The organism is Leucobacter alluvii (assembly GCF_039530485.1).
In the GTDB taxonomy this organism is placed as follows: domain Bacteria; phylum Actinomycetota; class Actinomycetes; order Actinomycetales; family Microbacteriaceae; genus Leucobacter; species Leucobacter alluvii.
Genome location: NZ_BAAAOP010000009.1, coordinates 1 through 16528, shown reverse-complemented (window position 1 = coordinate 16528; position 16528 = coordinate 1). Strand labels below are relative to the sequence as shown.

Annotated in this window: 12 protein-coding genes, 1 tRNA gene and 1 riboswitch; of the genes, 4 read left to right on the top strand and 9 right to left on the bottom strand. The window is 68.7% G+C overall.

The genetic code is table 11. The features are described 5' to 3' along the window. Positions 1–87: 87 nt before the first annotated feature. The 8 genes from ribH to ABFX18_RS10520 form a co-directional block, all read right to left on the bottom strand. A complete protein-coding gene (gene ribH, locus ABFX18_RS10555; RefSeq protein WP_090152869.1) occupies positions 88–576 on the bottom strand; it encodes a 6,7-dimethyl-8-ribityllumazine synthase in 489 nt (162 codons plus the stop codon). A gap of 60 nt (positions 577–636) precedes the next feature. Beyond that, entirely contained in the window at positions 637–1947 is a 1311-nt protein-coding gene (ribA, locus tag ABFX18_RS10550; RefSeq protein WP_346058296.1) for a GTP cyclohydrolase II, read from the bottom strand. After that, on the bottom strand, positions 1944–2609 hold the full coding sequence (locus tag ABFX18_RS10545; protein ID WP_090152861.1) for a riboflavin synthase: 666 nt from the start codon (positions 2607–2609) through the stop codon (positions 1944–1946). Before ABFX18_RS10545 ends, ribA begins: the two co-directional genes overlap by 4 nt. After that, the gene (gene ribD / locus ABFX18_RS10540; RefSeq protein ID WP_346058295.1) at positions 2609–3769 is read right to left on the bottom strand and encodes a bifunctional diaminohydroxyphosphoribosylaminopyrimidine deaminase/5-amino-6-(5-phosphoribosylamino)uracil reductase RibD; all 1161 of its coding nucleotides are present in this window, start codon (positions 3767–3769) and stop codon (positions 2609–2611) included. The genes ABFX18_RS10545 and ribD overlap by 1 nt, the downstream gene beginning before the upstream one ends. Positions 3770–3828: 59 nt before the next feature. Beyond that, positions 3829–3969, bottom strand: a riboswitch (FMN riboswitch). Between the two features lie 146 nt (positions 3970–4115). Then, a complete protein-coding gene (locus ABFX18_RS10535) occupies positions 4116–6272 on the bottom strand; it encodes a bifunctional lysylphosphatidylglycerol flippase/synthetase MprF (protein ID WP_346058294.1) in 2157 nt (718 codons plus the stop codon). A 32-nt stretch (positions 6273–6304) separates the two neighbouring features. Further along, positions 6305–7312, bottom strand: coding sequence for a tryptophan--tRNA ligase (gene trpS / locus ABFX18_RS10530; protein WP_346058293.1), 1008 nt, complete (start codon positions 7310–7312; stop codon positions 6305–6307). A gap of 93 nt (positions 7313–7405) precedes the next feature. Next, complete coding sequence (locus tag ABFX18_RS10525; protein ID WP_090152847.1) at positions 7406–8263, bottom strand: exodeoxyribonuclease III; 858 nt, start codon at positions 8261–8263, stop codon at positions 7406–7408. Between the two features lie 83 nt (positions 8264–8346). Further along, positions 8347–9225, bottom strand: coding sequence for an exodeoxyribonuclease III (locus ABFX18_RS10520; RefSeq protein WP_346058292.1), 879 nt, complete (start codon positions 9223–9225; stop codon positions 8347–8349). Between the two features lie 95 nt (positions 9226–9320). Between ABFX18_RS10520 and ABFX18_RS10515 the strand changes: the two genes are divergently transcribed. The 4 genes from ABFX18_RS10515 (at position 9321) to ABFX18_RS10500 (ending at position 15381) form a co-directional block, all read left to right on the top strand. Next, positions 9321–12005: a LuxR C-terminal-related transcriptional regulator gene (locus ABFX18_RS10515; RefSeq protein ID WP_346058291.1), complete on the top strand. Its 2685-nt coding sequence runs from the start codon at positions 9321–9323 to the stop codon at positions 12003–12005. Between the two features lie 114 nt (positions 12006–12119). After that, positions 12120–13730 (top strand): hypothetical protein, encoded by a 1611-nt coding sequence (locus ABFX18_RS10510; RefSeq protein WP_346058290.1) that lies wholly within the window; start codon positions 12120–12122, stop codon positions 13728–13730. 167 nt (positions 13731–13897) lie between these two features. Further along, positions 13898–15229 (top strand): LCP family protein, encoded by a 1332-nt coding sequence (locus ABFX18_RS10505; RefSeq protein ID WP_346058289.1) that lies wholly within the window; start codon positions 13898–13900, stop codon positions 15227–15229. A gap of 61 nt (positions 15230–15290) precedes the next feature. Further along, positions 15291–15381, top strand: a tRNA-Ser gene (locus ABFX18_RS10500). Positions 15382–15420: 39 nt separating this feature from the next. On the opposite strand, the gene ABFX18_RS10495 is transcribed toward ABFX18_RS10500, so the two are convergent. After that, positions 15421–16528 (bottom strand): tyrosine-type recombinase/integrase (locus tag ABFX18_RS10495; RefSeq protein WP_346058288.1); only part of this gene is annotated, 1108 nt, incomplete at its 5' end.

Sequence of the window (16528 nt, the reverse complement as noted above, 5' to 3'; positions counted from 1 at the left end):
GCGTGTTGGACCCGTGCCCGGCCGCAACACCCTCCGAAAGTGACCCGGCTCGCAGAAAGTGGGTAGGGGAAGAGGGACGTGACGCGGCTACGCCGAGATGCGGCGGAGGGCGACCGCGAGGTGCAGTGCGGCCTCGGCGGCCTCGCGACCCTTCGACTCTGGAGCGCCCGGGCGGCCGGAACGGTCGAGCGCCTGCTGCTCCGTGTCGGTGGTCAGCACGCCGAACCCGATCGGCTTTCCCGCGTCGAGCTGCACGCGCGTCAAGCCGTCCGTGACCGCGGAGCTGATGTACTCGAAGTGCGGGGTGCCGCCGCGAATGACGATGCCCAGGCACACGGCAGCGTCGAACCCGCCGCCCCCCGCCTCACGGGGCGCCAGGGCGACCTGGGCCGCGAGCGGCAGCTCGAACCCGCCCGCCACGGTGAAGGTCTCGTGCTCCGCTCCGGCTGCCGAGATCGAATGCTGGGCGCCAGCGACGAGGTGCTCCATGATCTCGGCGTGCCAGCTGCCGGCGATGATGGCGACCCGCAGGCCGGTGGCGTCGACGGTGAGATCCGGGGCTCCGGCTCCGCTCATGATGTGCTCCTTCGAATCGGGGGTGTGGGTGGGGTTGGTGATCGAGCGCTGGATCGCCGCCTACTGGGCGTCCCGCACGTTCTCGGGCAGCTGATGGCCCATGCGGTCGCGCTTGACCGCGAGGTACGCGAGGTTCTCCTCCGTGACGCCGACGAGCAGCGGCACGCGCTCGGTCACGGCGATGCCGTGCGCTTCGAGCTGGGAGACCTTCTCGGGATTGTTCGTGAGGAGGCGTACCCGGTCGATGCCGAGGTCTGCGAGGATCTCCGCCGCAGCCGTGTAGTCGCGGGCGTCAGCGGGGAACCCGAGCTGCAGGTTGGCGTCGAGCGTGTCGACGCCCTGCTCCTGCAGCTGGTAGGCGCGCAGCTTGTTGGCCAGGCCGATGCCGCGACCCTCCTGCCCCCGCAGGTAGACGACCACGCCGCCGGTCTCGTGCACGCGGTCGAGCGAGGCGTCGAGCTGCGGGCCGCACTCGCACTTCAGGGAGCCGAACGCCTCGCCGGTGATGCACTCGGAGTGCACGCGCACGAGGGTCTCGCCCGAGGGCAGTGAGCCGTCGGGCAGCGGCGCGACGAGCGCGATGTGGTCGATGCCGGCTCGCCGGTCGCGGTAGGCCATCGCGCGGAACTCGCCGTGCTCGGTCGGCAGCAGCGTGTCGGCGCGCAGGCTCACGCCGCGGCGTTGCTGCTGCACCGCGGGAGCGCCCTCGGGATCGTGGGCGTTGAGGTACGCGATGAGCTGCTCGATCGTGATGACCGGCACGCCCTCGCGGTTGCCGAGGGTGATGAGCTCCGGCAGGCGCATCATCTCGCCGTCGTCCGCGACGATCTCGGCGATGGCCGCGACCGGCCGCAGGCCCGCCAGCTGCATGAGCTCGACGCCGGCTTCGGTGTGCCCGTCGCGGGCGCGCACCCCGCCGTCGACCGCTCGCAACGGCAGCACGTGGCCCGGGCGGCGCACGTCGGTCGGCTTCGCCTCGGGGTTCGCGAGCGCGCGGAGCGTGGTGGCGCGGTCGCTCGCGCTGATGCCGGTGGTGACGCCGTTGGCCGCGTCGACGGTGACCGTGTACGCGGTGCCCCGCACGTCCTCGTTGCGTGAGACCATCATGGGCAGGTCGAGCTCGTCGGCGATCGCGTTGGTCATGGGGGCGCAGAGCAGACCGGACGACCAGCGCACCGTCCACGCGATCCACTCGGAGCTCGCGAGCTCGGCCGAGATGATGATGTCGCCTTCGTTCTCGCGATCCTCGTTGTCGGCGACGATCACCGGCCGGCCGGCGCGGATCGCCTCGATGGCCGATTGGATCGTCGAGATCCCGGGGGTGCGGGGGGCTGCGGTGCGCGGGGTGGCCGCGGGGTCGGTGGTGCTCATGCGCGGGTTCCTTCGGTGTTCGGATGGGCTGATGCATCGGTGACGCCGAGGCGCAGCATGCGGGCGACGTGACGGGCGAGGATGTCGGTTTCGACGTTGACGCGGTCGCCGGGTTCGAGGTCCCCGAGGATCGTCGCGGTGAGCGTCTCGGGGATGAGGGAGACCTCGAACCACTGCTCCGGCTCCGATTCGGGGGCGATCGCCGAGACGGTGAGGGATACCCCGGAGAGCGTGACCGATCCCTTGTCGACGAGCAGGGGAGCGAGCGCTCGGTCGAGCGAGAACCGGAGCACCCGCCAGGCCTCGTGGGGCGTCGCGGAGATGAGGGTGGCGGTACCGTCGACGTGCCCCTGGACGATGTGGCCGCCGAGGCGTGTGTCGACGCGCACCGCGCGCTCCAGATTGACGCGGGCGCCGGCAGCGAGGTCGCCGATGGTCGACATCGCGATCGACTGGGCCATGACATCGGCGGTGAAGGTGCCGCGGCCGTCCTCCGTGGTGCCGCGATCGATCACGGTGAGGCATACGCCCGACACTGCGATGGATGCGCCGTGGGCGGCGTCGCTCGTGACGAGCGGCCCGGCGATGACGAGTCGCAGTGAATCGTCGACGGGTTCGACCGAGACGACCTCGCCGATTTCTTCGATGAGTCCAGTGAACATCAGGATCCTTCCGTGGCGGAGCCGGGAGCTCGGGGGATGAGGGGCGCGGAGCGGAGTGCGGGGAGCGCGGCGGTCACGAGTACGTCGCCGCCGAGGGGCTCCAGACGAGCGTCGGCGAGGCGCTGGATGCCCGACATGCTCGGGATCCCGAGGTCGCCGATCGCCAGCCGCCCGCCTCCGAGCAGCGCGGGAGCGACGTACACGAGTACCTCGTCGGCGAGGCCCGCCGCGATGAGCGCGCTCGCCACCGCGGGTCCGCCCTCGACGAAGACGCTGCGCACGCCCCGCGCGGCGAGCGAGGCGAGGTCGGCGACGAGATCGGTGCCGCTGTAGTGCAGCGGCTCGGTCAGGCCGTTGGCTGCCAGCGCTGGGTGGGCGCGAACACGTGCGCCGTCCGGAATGGCACGTCGCCCGAGCACGACCGGAATCGGCTGCTCGACCGCGGGTACGAGCAGGTCGCCCGAGGCGGCACGGGCGGTGAGCGCCGGATCGTCGGCGAGGAGCGTGCCGGTGCCGATGAGGATCGCGTCGGCTGCCGCGCGTCGGTGATGCACGTCTGCGCGAGCCTCGGCTCCCGTGATCCACTGGCTCGACCCGTCGCTCGCGGCTGCGCGGCCGTCGAGGGTCTGCGCCCACTTGACGATGACCTGCGGGCGCGCGGAGGCGTCGGCGGGGGGACGTCGAGCCGCCGCATGCGGTGCGGCCGCGGGATCCTGCTTCGCGAGCCACGTGCGGAGCAACTCGCGAGCCTCTGAAGCGAGCACGTCGCCGTGCACCTCGACGCCTGCCGCGCGCAGCGTGTCAGCTCCGCCGGACGACTCCTGACCCGGATCGGAGAGCGCGTACGCGACGGCCCCGACACCAGCGGCGATCAGCGCTGCGGCGCACGGGCCGGTGCGACCGGTGTGGTTGCAGGGCTCGAGGGTGACGACCGCGGTGAGTTCTCCCGCTCGATCGCGCCACTCGCCGGGGAGCCGGGAGATCGCGTCGACCTCCGCGTGCGGAGTGCCGGCGCCGCAGTGCCAGCCCTCGGCGACGATGCGGCCCGCCCGGTCGAGCAGTACGCAGCCGACCTGGGGATTCGGGGTGTCGGAGGGCCCGCGCCGTGCGATGGCGAAACCGCGGCGCATCCCATCCTCGATGAGGCTCTGCTCGAGCATCCCCGGTCCACCGTTTCACTCAGTGCCGGGTGCGCAAGGGTCCACGGACGTCCGTGACTCACGCGTTCCTCTCATCCGGACTCGAACGCACGAGGCGTCCATCACCGTCGGTACCGGAGTTCCACCGGTTCAACATCGCTGGAGCGACGCTCGCGGACTCTCACCGCCGGTTCGGAATCACACCGACCCCGGAACACGATCCTCATCGTAGTCGCCCGCACGATCCAGCGCGCACTCGATGGCGGATATTTCGCCCGGGGCGCAACACTCCGCAACACTCCGCAACGCTCCGCAGTGTTCCGCGCCAGCTCTCAACAGCCTTCCGCGACGGGGTCGAGGGACGCGATCAGGATGCGCCGTGCGACGAGATGCCGACCGCGGACGAGACGAGGTCGCGCATCGACGCGTCCGGCAGATAGGCGCGCGTGAGTGCGATGCCGATGCGGGGCAGATCGCCCTCGTCGCGGTAGAGCAGGTACAGCGGCTCGGAGCGCGGGTTGAATTTCTGCTTGAAGCGGTGCAGCGACTTGAACCCGTAGAGCGGCTCGATGAGCGCGCCCAGCTGGTCGAGCACCTGATCGACGGGCCCCGCCTGCGCGTCCTCGGGTCGCACCAGCGGCGCCCCTGAAAGCGAGACGAACTCGTAGCCCGCCTCCGAGAAATGCAATGCCGACGAGGCGATGAGAAATTCCATGACCGGTCCGAAGCCGCCGTCGCGGCGTCGCATGAGGTCGAGCGTCCAGCCCACGATGCGCGGCTCGGTCTCGCCCGAGCCGTCGTCGCGCGCCACCGCGGGCCCGTAGACCGGGAGCCACGAGGTGATCCCGTGCAGGTTGCCGCCCGCGTCGACGGCGAGGCCGACGTAGACCGCCGGATCCAGCGCCTCTTCGACCGTGCCCAGTGTGAAGCGCATCTCGGGCAGGCCCTTGTCGCCGGTCCACTGCTCGGAGATCGCACGCACCTGCGCCAGTACGTTCCACGGCTGCTCAGCGAGACGCACCATGCGGAACGAGATATCCTCGCGGCCGGCGCGGTTGATGGCGGTGCGCACCGCGCCCCAGGCCTTGCCCGTGAACGCGAGCCCGGGCAGATCGACGATCGTGTCCTCGGCGACGATGACCGAACGCCACCCATCGGGCTTCGCCGCGGCCGAGACTCCGCCGGCCGAGAACGCGCACGGTATGAGGCCGGCCTGCTGGGTGGCGTTCGCGAACTGCTCCAGGGCGTCGGCGTGGCCGCCCTCCGGGACGATCGGATCGCCGAGCATGATGGCGACCTCCGCGTGCGACTGGTAGGCGATCGCGCCGGTGCCGCTCGCGATCCGCTGATTCGCCTCCCACGTAGACATCCAGGAGATCGTGCCTCCCCCGAAGCGCTCGAGCCGGTGCACGAGCTCGTCGCGAGTGAGCGCCGCTGCGGGCAGCACGCGTCGCGACTGGCGCAATCTGACGCGGAACGCACCTCGACCGATGACCAGGAAGACGAGGATCGCGGCCCAGAGCAACGCCGGAGCGAGCAGCAGCGCGAAGACCTGCCGCGGTGAATCCAGTGCTCCCGTGTCGACGAGCGCGGGGAGCAGAGCGAACCCGAGCGCCGCGGTCAGCAGGTTGAACCCGCCGAGCACGAGCGCGCCGATCCAGGCGACCCGGTAGCCCTTTCGAATGCCGTTCGCGACGAGCGCGATCACGATCACGTCGATCGCCACGTCGATCAGCGACGCCGTCGGGTGGTTCTCGCCCAGCGGCCCGTTGAAGGGGACGATGAGATCGAACACCTGAATGACGCCGACGGCGACCAGCCCGGAGAGCCCGATCAGGCGCCACTCGCGCTGGGTGGGGCGCCCCACGGGGTGCCGGAAGGCCGGCAGCCATCCGCTCACCGCGAGGCCGGCGGTCATCGCGACGGCGTGCTCGAGATCGTAGAGCTCGCCGAGGTAGAGCACGGAGATGCCCACCCACAGCGCGATCGCGATGCGCGCGCGCAGGCGCCAGGGGGCGGGGAGCGTGGCGATGGCGAACACGAGGGCGGTGAACGCCGCGCACGACGGCCCGACATCGACGGATTCGGTGAGTCGTACGGCCCAGTGCCACCCGGTCGACGAGACGAGGAGGAGGATCCCGGCCGCGCCGAGCACTCCGACGATGTGGCCGCCGAGTGCGATCGCCATCGTCCGCAACGACCCGAATCGCCACTCCGCCCAGCCGAGCCCGCCTACGACGAGGGGGAGCAGCGTCAGGTAGACGAGCGGGTGATCGACGAAGAACGGAGATGTCAGCAGCGTCCACCAGCGACCGTCGGCGAACGACGGGATGCCCGTGGCGACCTGCGAATACCAGCTCTGCTCCGCGGTCGGTCTCCAGAGCGTCCCGGTGGCGAGCCCGACGGCCAGGAGAGCCACGATGAACGACGCGGTGAACGGCGTCCTGCGAAGCACGTACCCCACGCGTGATCGAGTGCGTGCAACGGGCTCGTCGGCGCTCTTCGGCACCACGGGGGCAGTCATGGGCTCAGTCTAAAGAGCGGACTGCGAGGCGGCTAGCGAATGAGGCCGATGCGTTCGTAGACGAGGTCGAGGGTGCGATTCGCCACTTCATCGGCCCGTTCCGCAGCGCGACCGAGCAGCCGGTCGAGCTCAGCCGGGTCGGCGAGCAACTCCTCGGTGCGCGTGCGCACGGGCGCGAGGCTCTCCTCCACGACCTCGACGAGGCCCTTCTTGAGGTCGCCGTAGCCGCGGCCTGCGTACTCCTGCTCGAGCGACGCGATCGGGCGGCCGCTCAGCACCGAGTAGATCGTCAGCAGATTCGCGACGCCCGGCTTCGCCTCGCGGTCGAAACGGATCTCGCCATCGGCGTCGGTCACCGCTCGCATGATCTTCTTCTTCGTGACGTTCGCGGGGTCGAGCACTTTGATGAGGCCCGCCTCCGACTCCGCCGATTTCGACATCTTGGCGGTGGGCTCCTGCAGGTCGTAGATCTTCGCGGTGCCCTTCGGGATCTGGGCCTCGGGAACCACGAACGTGTCGCCGAATCGCGAGTTGAAGCGGTTCGCGAGATCGCGCGTGAGCTCGACGTGCTGGCGCTGATCTTCACCGACGGGCACGCTCTCGGCCTGGTAGAGCAGGATGTCGGCGGCCATCAGCACGGGGTATGTGAACAGCCCGACCGAGGCGGCGTCGGCGCCGTTCTTCTGCGACTTGTCCTTGAACTGCGTCATGCGGCTGGCCTCGCCGAACCCGGTCACCGTGTTCAGCACCCAGGCGAGCTCCGCGTGCGCCGAGACCTGCGACTGCACGAACAGCGTCGATTTCTCCGGGTCGATGCCGGCGGCGATGTACTGGGCCGCGGTGCGTCGGGTGCGGGCGACCAGCTCTGCCGGGTCCTGGGGGACCGTGATGGCGTGCAGGTTCACGACGCAGAAGAACGCGTCGAAGTCCTCCTGCATCTGGGTCCACTGGCTCAGCGCGCCGATGTAGTTGCCGAGCTGGAGCGAATCGCTCGAGGGCTGCATGCCGGAGAAGAGGACGGGCTTGGAGTGTGCACTCATGGGAGTTCCTTGCGGGAGATGCTGCGAAGCGTGGGTGGGGATGGAAGAGGCGCGTGCCAGGGCCGGATCGGCCGGAGGTGCTCGCGCCTCGCGTCAGACGCGGTAGTCGACGACGACTGCTGCGTGATCCGACCATCGCGCGTCATACGACGCGGCGCGATCGACCGTGTACGACTCGACGCGCTCGGCGAGCGCCGGCGTGACGACCTGGTAGTCGATGCGCCAGCCCGTGTCGTTGTCGAACGCCTGCCCGCGGTTCGACCACCAGGTGTACGGCCCATCGACCTCGCCGTGGAAGCGGCGCCCCACATCGACCCAGCCGTAGCCGACGCCGTCGGTGCCGTCGACGCCGACGACGGGCTCGCCCGCAGCGCCGAAGAAGCGGTCGAAGTAGGCGCGCTCTCGGGGGAGGAAGCCGGCGCGCTTCACGTTGCCCTTCCAGTTCTTGATGTCGAGTTCGCGGTGCCCGACATTGAAATCGCCCACGATCGCGACGAGTTCGCGCTCTGCCGCGAGTTCGTGCATGCGCTGCCCCATCGCGTCGAGGAAGGCCCACTTCGCCTCCTGGCGCGGGGTCTCCACCTCGCCGGAGTGCGTGTAGTTGCTGACCACCGTGAGGGGGGTGCCGCCGAGATCGAAGTCGGCCTCGAGCCACCGACCCGACGACTGGATCTGCTCCTGAGCGGCGAGCGCCCCGAGTCCGACGCGGTGCGCGGTCGCAGGCACGCGGCTCGCGATCGCGACTCCGGCGCGGCCCTTGATCTGGCAGGGGTCGTGGATGAAGTGCCATTCGTCGCCGAGGAGCTCTGTCAGGTGGGCGTCATCCGCCCGTACTTCTTGCAGCGCGAGCACATCGACACCGCGGGCATCGAGCCACTCGCCCATGCCCTTCCGGAATGCGGCCCGGATGCCGTTGACGTTGACGGATGCGACGCGCAAGGTTTCAGCCATACCCGCCAGTCTACGTCGGGAGCGGCGGCAGCATCGAGAGCCGCCGGTATTCGACCCGGCCGGGCCGTGAGGCGCCGAACGCGTCAGAACACCATCGGGCGGTCGTCGTCGTCGTCGAAGGTGCCGCCGAGCAGATCGACGTCGATGTCGCAGACGACCGGAACGTGGTCGCTGGGCGCATCGCCCTTGCGTTCGTCGCGTTCGATCGACGCGCCGGTCACGGCGTCGGCGAACGCGGGCGATCCCAGGATGAAGTCGATGCGCATGCCCTGGTTCTTCGGGAACTTGCCGGCCTGATAGTCCCAGAAGGTGTAGCCCTCCGGCACGATCGGGCGCACGACGTCGGTGAGGAGCGTTTCGAAGGAGGCGAACATGGAGCGCTCCTCCGGGGAGACGTGCGTGGAGGCTCCCGGACGGAACGAGGGATCGGCCATGTCCGTCTCGAGCGGCGCGATGTTCCAATCGCCCATGAGTGCGAGCGGCAGCTGCGGATCCTCATCGAGCCAGGCGCGCGTGTCTTCGCGGAGCGCCTCGAGCCACGCCAGCTTGTAGGCGAAGTGCGGATCGTCGAGCGAGCGGCCGTTGGGCACGTAGAGACTCCACAGGCGCAGGTCGCCCACCGTGACGCCCAGCGCACGGGCCTCGTGCGGCAGCTCGTTCGGGCCGAAGCCCTGCACGGCCTCCTGGCCCTTCACCGGCTTGCCGAACCCGGGCATTCCGTCGAACTCTCGCGCCACGTCCGTCATCTCGTGACGGCTCGCGATCGCCACGCCGTTCCACTGGTTGAGCCCGTGGATCTCGACCGAGTAGCCGGCCTGCTCGAACGCGGCGATCGGAAACTGCTCGGGGCGGCACTTGATCTCCTGCATCGCCAGCACGTCGATGTCTTCTCGCACGAGCCAGTCGACCACGCGGCCGAAACGAGTGCGGATCGAATTGACGTTCCAGGTGGCGATGCGCATGCGAATCAGCCTACCGCTGGGCGCTTGCGCAACTCCGCTTCCCGAGTCAGACTCTGGGCAAGGCCCGCGAGGATTCGGGGCGCGGAGGGAGCGTCATGGCGGCGCGGGGGCAGGGCGGTCCGGTCGGGGAGCGCATCGCGGTTCCACGACGCAGGCTCCGAGACGTCGTCGAGACCGCGCGCGCCGAGGGTTCGGTCACGCTGCTGCTCGGAGAAGCGGGGAACGGCAAGGGATACCTCGCGGAACAGGCCGCGCTGGCGCTCGCCCACGAGCATCCGGGCGTCGTCTCGGTGCACGTGCTGCCGCGGCCCCCGCGCCCTGCCAGCGGCATCGCCTCCGTTTTCGCCGCGGATGCGTCTCAGTCTGCGGGGGAGCACGCGCTCGGAGACGCCTCGCCCGCCGACCGAGTCGAAGAGGTGCGCGCCACCATCGGGCGCGCGGATCCGGCGGCGCCCGTGATCCTCGTCGCGCCTGACATCGACGAGTACTCCCCGCAGGATCTGCGCATCCTCACCGAACTCGCGCGCACCCGCGCGTTGCGCATCATCGCCACCGCGCGTCAGCTGTCGAGTGCGATCGAACGCGTGGGCAGCGGGCCGCAGGTGCGTCGCCTCACCGTCGGACCCCTCGACCTCGAAGAGAGCGCTCTGTTTCTCTGCACCATGCTCGGCGTCGACCGCATCGACCCCGATACGCTCCGCCGGTGGCACACGGTCTCGGGCGGCAACGGGTACGCGCTCGCGGTGCTCGCGCTCGCCGCAGACCGGAGCGGGGAGCTCCGCCGCAGCCACGGCACGGCGTGGGCGGCACGGCTGCACGACGTCGTGACGGGGGAGTACGCCCACCTGCTCGCCGACTCGTGCACCGACGAGGAATGGCGGGCGCTGGAGTTCATCGCGCAGGCGGAGCCCATCATCGAAACGGCGCTGCTGCGCAGCGTCGATGCGGGCGCGCTCACGGCGCTCTTCGAACGCGGCCTCGTCGTCACGCAGTCGCGCTCGGGCACCCCCTCGCTCACGCTCGGGCATCCATTGCTCGCCGCATCGTTGCGGGCAGGCATATCGCCGGTGCGACGCATCGAACTCGACGACCGCATCTTCGCCCTGCTCAACGAGGATCGCGCGGGCGTCGACCCGGTGCTCGACACCGAGCGACTCATCCGGCTCGTCGTGTTCGGCACGGCCGCGGGCCGGAACGTGCCGTTCGCCTGGATCTGGCGCGCATTCGAATCCATGGCCACGGGCGGCGACCCGCGTCTGCTGCTGCGTCTCGCGCGCGTCATCGCCGCGCACACGGATGCCGACGGGGCGCAGGCCGGAAGCGCTGCGCTTCGAGCCGTGCGCATCGCTCGGCTGCTCGGCGACGAACCCTCCCGACGCGCCACGCTCGACCGCATCGAGGAACTGCTCGACGACGCCCAGCGCCGCGATGAGATGCCCGCGACGCTGGAGATCGGGCTCGCGACCACCGTCGCACGGGAACGGGTGAGAGACGGCGGCGATCTGGACGCCGTGCTCCGCGATCTCGACGCGCTCGAAGTGCGAGCGTCGAACGACGCCGCCATGGCGATGCTCGGGAGCACCCGCGTGCACGTGCTCGCCTACACCGGCCGACTGCGCGAGGCGGCGGACGCATGCCCGCCGCTCGAACTCTCGCCTGATCTCGGCATCGAGTGGGCCAGATCCCCCGGTCGTGCGATGGCCTCCCTCATCCTGGAACAGCGCGGCGCGTTCGAGGACGCCGTGGCGAGCGCCGAGCATGCGCAGGCGCTGAGCCGCCTCGGGCCTCGTTCTCGGAGCGATCTGGTCGACATCCACGGTTTCTGCACCTTGCTGGGCTACTGGGTCAGCGGCAGCCGCGAGAGCGCGCGGCGCGTGTACGAGGAGCTCTCCGGTCAAGCGTCGGCCGATGCGCACGCGGAAGCGCACTACTCCGGGCTCGTCGAGGTCGGAGCGATGCTGCTCGCGGTGCAGGAGGGGCGATGGACCGAGGCGGCCGCGAGCGGTGATCGACTGGCGGATCGCCTCGGCGCGAGCGACCCGTACTCCCTCGCGCCGCTTGTTCAGGCCGCCATCGCGCTGGCTCTCGCGGTGCTGGGGGAACGCGACCCCGCACTGCGCGCGCTCGCCGCATCGGAGTCGCCGGAACGCGGGGTCGCGCTGGCGCTCAGCGGACACCGACGGATGTTCGCGCTCCGCGCCCGACAATGGCTGCGGGACCCGAACGCGGTCACCGGCGCGGCCGACATCGCCGAGTGGGCTGCGCAGGAGCACCTGCCGTACATCGAACTGCTCGCGCGGCACGCGCGCGCATTCGAGTCCCGCAGTGCGACATCCGATGAACTCGCGCATGCGCGGCACCTGGCGTCCCGTGTCGATGGTCCCCTCGGGGCGGCGCTCGTCTCCCACATGCAGCGGCTCGCTCGCGCGGACGGGGCCGGATCAGCGGCCGGAGGAGGTGTACGCTCACGAGCGGGCACCGCTGCCGAGCAGCAATCCGCCGGGCAGGACGAACCCGAGATCCGGTTGCTCGCAGATCTCGGAGTCTGGCTTCCGCTCCCCCCAGCCGGTGGGTTGACGCCCCGCGAACGCGAAGTCGTGCTGCTCGCAGCGCTCGGATACTCGAGCCGATTCATCGCCGAGCGACTCTCCATCTCCGCCCGCACCGTCGAGACGCATCTCTCGCACGCCTTCGGCAAGATCGGGGTCGAGAACCGCGATGAACTGCGCGAGTGGGTGGCACGGAATCGCTCCGTGATGGCGCCAGCGAAAAGTACGTAATTCCCCCGGATCCGCCCCGGAAATCGCGCACGTAGCCTGCGATCAGGTTGACCGAAGTCGCGCGGCCCGGGGGAATTCTCAAGTGCCATGCGCACCTGAGAAGCGAGACGAATCATGCATACATCGATTCGGGGCAACGGCGATGGAGCCGCACCCCGTCTGCAACGCAGTCGCTGGTTGATTGCTCTCATCGGCGCCGTCGCGCTGACGCTCGGCCCCGGTATCGGCGCTGCCGTCGCGGCAGAACCGCTCTCCCCGGTCGACGGCACCGTCGAGGTTTCCGCCGCCGATGCCGGCGCGGTGACGGAGCCGGAATTACAGATCGCGCAGCCCGCCGCGGTACCCGTTCCAGAGCCGGTGGTGGAGCCGGTCGTCGAGCCGGTGGTCGAGCCCGTGGTGGAGCCGGTGGTCGAGCCCGTCGTTGAGCCGGTGGTGGAGCCGGTCGTTGAGCCGGTGGTGGAGCCGGTCGTCGAGCCGGTCGTCGAGCCGGTCGTGGAGCCGGTGGTGGAACCCGTGGTCGAACCTGCCGCAGAGCCGGTCGCACCCGCGGCGGCACCCGAGCCCGCTCCAGCGGAGGACGCCAAGACGAAGACCGGCAACGGCAGCGAGAACCCGCATAACAAGGTCACGCTGTGCCACGCCACCGGCTCGGAGAAGAACCCGTACGTCTCCCACACCGTGAACGCGAACGGCACGGCCAGCGGACACATCGGCCACCAGGGCGCCCGCGACATCATCCCCCCGTTCACCTACAACGAGCACGGCTCGGAGATGTCATACGGCGGCCAGAACTGGGATGCAGCAGGTCAAGCGATCTGGGCGAACGGCTGCAAGCCGGTCAATCCTGATCCCGACCCCGGTTCGCCCGTGCTCACCATCGATCCCATTGCCTGCGTCGCAATCGATGCCCCGCTGCCCGAGACCGTCGCCGTCACGGTGTCCGGCCTCACCGAAGCCGGCAGCTGGACGCTGACCGTGACCGGTGGAGCCAACGGGAGCAGCTCGGTCGACGTGACCGGGAACGGCGTGTACGCGGTTCCCGTCAGCGGTGTCGGCAGCTACTCCGTCACCATCGGGAACGGCGACACCGTCGCCGGTTCAGCGAGCTTCGTCATTGCTCGGTGCCCCGACCCGCGCGGAACCGATAAGCCTGTCATCGAGGTGCCGGACCTCGCCTGCGTCGAGGTCGACGCGGAGCTGCCGGGCACGATCTCAGTGATCGTCAGCGGACTCGTCCCGCCGGAGGACGGCGCAGCACTGGCCGACGAGGGCGGGTACCTCCTGCAGATCAGCGGCGGATCGGGTGAGACAGCCTCTGTGCCGGTGGACGGAAACGGAAGCTACGCACTGCCGCTCAGCGGAACAGGAACCTACACCGTGGAACTGCTGAGGGGCGGCATGACCGTCGCTTCGGGCTCCGTGGTCCTCGAGCGGTGCGAGCCGGTGACTCCGGTGACCCCGCCGGAGCCGCCTGCACCGCCTGCACCGCCTGCGCCGCCTGCACCACCGGCCGTGCCGGTCGAGCCGAGCCTCGTCCAGCCACCGACCGTCCCGTCGATGACGCATCAGCCCGCACCCGCGGCGCCGATGCACGTGACGCAGCAGCAGCCGTTGCTCGCAGTGACGGGAGCGTCCGGTGACGCCGCCCTGCTGGGAGCGGCAGCCCTCGCGCTGATCGTCGGGAGTGGGCTGATGGTATCGCTGACGCGTACTCGTCGCTCGTAGTCGCGACACGAGGCACTGGAGGCATCGGGGATCTCCCCCGATGCCTCCAGTGCGTCGTGCAGCGGCATGCCCAGCTGAGTTTCCAAGGGCACACCCAGTGCCACCATGTACATTGAATCGTTATGTCGGGCGCGATCAGCGCTGCCCGCGCGATCCTGGGAAGCTGAATGACACAGAAACCTGCTGGAGCACTCGAACGGCACTCGTTCGTGCGACATGGCAAGCTCCGTCGTTCGAGCGCATGGGGCAACGCGCTCCGCGTGCTGCTCACCACCGCAATCGTCGTGGTGCTCAGCGGTGTCGCGACCGTCTCGTACGCCGTCTGGGGCCTGGTGCAAGACATCGACACGGTCGAGCTCGGCAACGAGTCGACCGCTGTGGGCGTGGGCGATGCCACGATCGACGGGCCCCTCACGATTCTGCTCGTGGGCTCCGATTCACGGGCCGGCCAGGAGATCGACGACGGCGAAGAGGGCGAGCTCAACGACGTCACGATGATGCTGCATGTGTCAGCCGACCACAAGAATGCGACGGTCGTCAGCTTCCCGCGAGACCTCATGCTGCCGATTCCGAGCTGCCCCGGACCGAACGGCGAACCCGACTACTTCTCGGCGATGAGCGAGCAGCAGCTCAACTCGACCCTCGCAAACGGAGGACTGCCCTGCGTCGCCGAGACGGTGTCTGAACTCACCGGCATGGAGATTCCGAACGCTGCGCTGATCACGTTCGACGGCGTCATCGGCGTCTCGAACGCGATCGGCGGCGTCGAGGTCTGCCTCGCGCAGCCGATCGTCGACGAGCACACCGATCTCGACCTCCCCGCCGGTGAGAACACTCTCGTGGGGCTCGAGGCGCTGCAGTTCTTGCGCACCCGCCACGGCGTCGGCAACGGCGGCGATACCAGTCGCATCAGCAACCAGCAGGTCTTCATGTCTGCGCTCGTGCAGAAGATGAAGAGCGCCGACACGCTCTCCGATCCGGTGAAGGTGTACGGGCTCGCGAAGGCTGCGGTCGAGAACATGACCATGTCGAAGAACATGGCGAGCGTGCAGTTCATGCAGCAGGTCGCGAACACGGTGAAAGACATCGACCTGCAGAACATCAACTTCGTGCAGTACCCATCGTTCGACCACCCCTACGAGTCGGGCCGGCTCACGCCCGACTACACGAGCGGCAATGCGCTGTTCGAGGTCATCAAGAGCGGCCAGCCGTTCGCGGTGAACGGCGTCGGCGAAGGCGTCGAGGTCGAAGGGGCCGACGACGGCACCGTACCCGAGACGGGAGCCGAGACTCCGGCGACGGAAGAGGCGCCCGCGATCGACCCGAATACGGGCGAGCCGATCCCGGACCCGGCAGTCGAGGATCCGGCAGCCGACCCGGCTGCTGAACCGACGGACCCGGCGACAGGGGGCGGCACGGGGGAGACTCCGCTGCCCGACAACGTGACCGGCGTGCAGGCGGACAAGTCGGTCTGCTCCCTCGGTCGCACCGCGTACTGAGCTCGATCGATTTCCACCGCGCCCGTTCGTTCGGGTAGAGTGGATGACGTTGTTCGTGTATGGAGACGTGCCAGAGCGGCCGAATGGACTTCACTGCTAATGAAGGGTCGGGGTTAACTCGACCGGGGGTTCAAATCCCCCCGTCTCCGCCAATTGAACAACACCGAGAACCCCCGAACATCATTGATAAATCAACGGAGTTCGGGGGTTCTGGTATTTCGTCCTCGCGGATCTGGCAACAGATTGGCAACATGCTGGGAAGCGATCGCTCGATCGAGGCGCTTGGTAAGCGCTTCGAGGTCGTCATCGAAAAGGTCGGAATAAACGTCGAGGGTCATTGCCGCAGACGCGTGACCGAGCATTCGTTGAACCGCTTTCACGTTTGCTCCGGCGCTCACAGCAAGCGAAGCTGCCGTGTGCCGAAGGTCGTGGAGCACCATCCGATCCACTCCAGCATCGTCTAACGCGCTTTTCCACCACGATTTCGATCCTTTACTGGCTCGAACCCGCTTCATAAATCCGCCGTAGCCGTTATCGAAGACGAGGTCCACTGGCTGTTTAGTCGCGCATCGGATTCTGAGTCGCTCGAGCACTTCCGCGGGAACGGGTACCGCGCGAGTCTCATGAGTCTTAGGAGTGCCTTCATGAAATTTGCCATATACCTCGACTACGTTCCGTGCGACATGGACGCGGCTCTTGTTGAAGTCGATACTTGATACTTGGAGTCCAATGAGCTCGCCCCATCGCAGGCCGCAATAGCCAAGCGTAAGCACGAGCGCGTGGTGTTGGCCTGCTGCCGAAGCAACTTGCCAGAGCTCTCGATGTGTTAAGTATCGTCGTCTTCTCTGAAGCGTCTTTCGGGGGAGTGAGATGCCGCGGGATACGTTGCTCGCGACGCGTCGATCCCTCTCAGCCGAATCAAGAATGCTCGCGAGAATTCCGTAGGCCCTTGCGACGACCGTTGAGCTCATGCCGATGCTGGATACCCATGTCTGCACCTCAGAATGACGGATGTCTGCGATCGCGCGCCCACCCCACTTTGGTTCGACGTAGTTCTTCCACGAGGCTTGCAGAGAAGCAAAGCTCGAAGGCTTTAATACGCCTTTCTTGGAAGCAAGCCAGGTAGCACCAAGTTCGCGCACCGTGACTCTACCTTCGCTGGCCGTGACGTACTCGCCACGGGCCTTTGCGATCTCCACTTCAGCGAGCCGCAGTTCGGCAGGGTCTGCTGCAGGGTCTGCTGCACGTGTAGGTGACATCTGAGTTGGCTTGCCCGGGAGGGTGGGCTGGAAGGATGTC

Coding starts and splice junctions, on each gene's coding strand:
- ABFX18_RS10545 (WP_090152861.1), bottom strand. CDS start 2,609: ATGTTCACTGGACTCATCGAAGAAATCGGCGAGGTCGTCTCGGTCGAA.
- ABFX18_RS10510 (WP_346058290.1), top strand. CDS start 12,120: ATGCATACATCGATTCGGGGCAACGGCGATGGAGCCGCACCCCGTCTG.
- ABFX18_RS10520 (WP_346058292.1), bottom strand. CDS start 9,225: ATGCGCATCGCCACCTGGAACGTCAATTCGATCCGCACTCGTTTCGGC.
- ribH (WP_090152869.1), bottom strand. CDS start 576: ATGAGCGGAGCCGGAGCCCCGGATCTCACCGTCGACGCCACCGGCCTG.
- ABFX18_RS10535 (WP_346058294.1), bottom strand. CDS start 6,272: ATGACTGCCCCCGTGGTGCCGAAGAGCGCCGACGAGCCCGTTGCACGC.
- trpS (WP_346058293.1), bottom strand. CDS start 7,312: ATGAGTGCACACTCCAAGCCCGTCCTCTTCTCCGGCATGCAGCCCTCG.
- ABFX18_RS10525 (WP_090152847.1), bottom strand. CDS start 8,263: ATGGCTGAAACCTTGCGCGTCGCATCCGTCAACGTCAACGGCATCCGG.
- ABFX18_RS10505 (WP_346058289.1), top strand. CDS start 13,898: ATGACACAGAAACCTGCTGGAGCACTCGAACGGCACTCGTTCGTGCGA.
- ribD (WP_346058295.1), bottom strand. CDS start 3,769: ATGCTCGAGCAGAGCCTCATCGAGGATGGGATGCGCCGCGGTTTCGCC.
- ribA (WP_346058296.1), bottom strand. CDS start 1,947: ATGAGCACCACCGACCCCGCGGCCACCCCGCGCACCGCAGCCCCCCGC.
- ABFX18_RS10515 (WP_346058291.1), top strand. CDS start 9,321: ATGGCGGCGCGGGGGCAGGGCGGTCCGGTCGGGGAGCGCATCGCGGTT.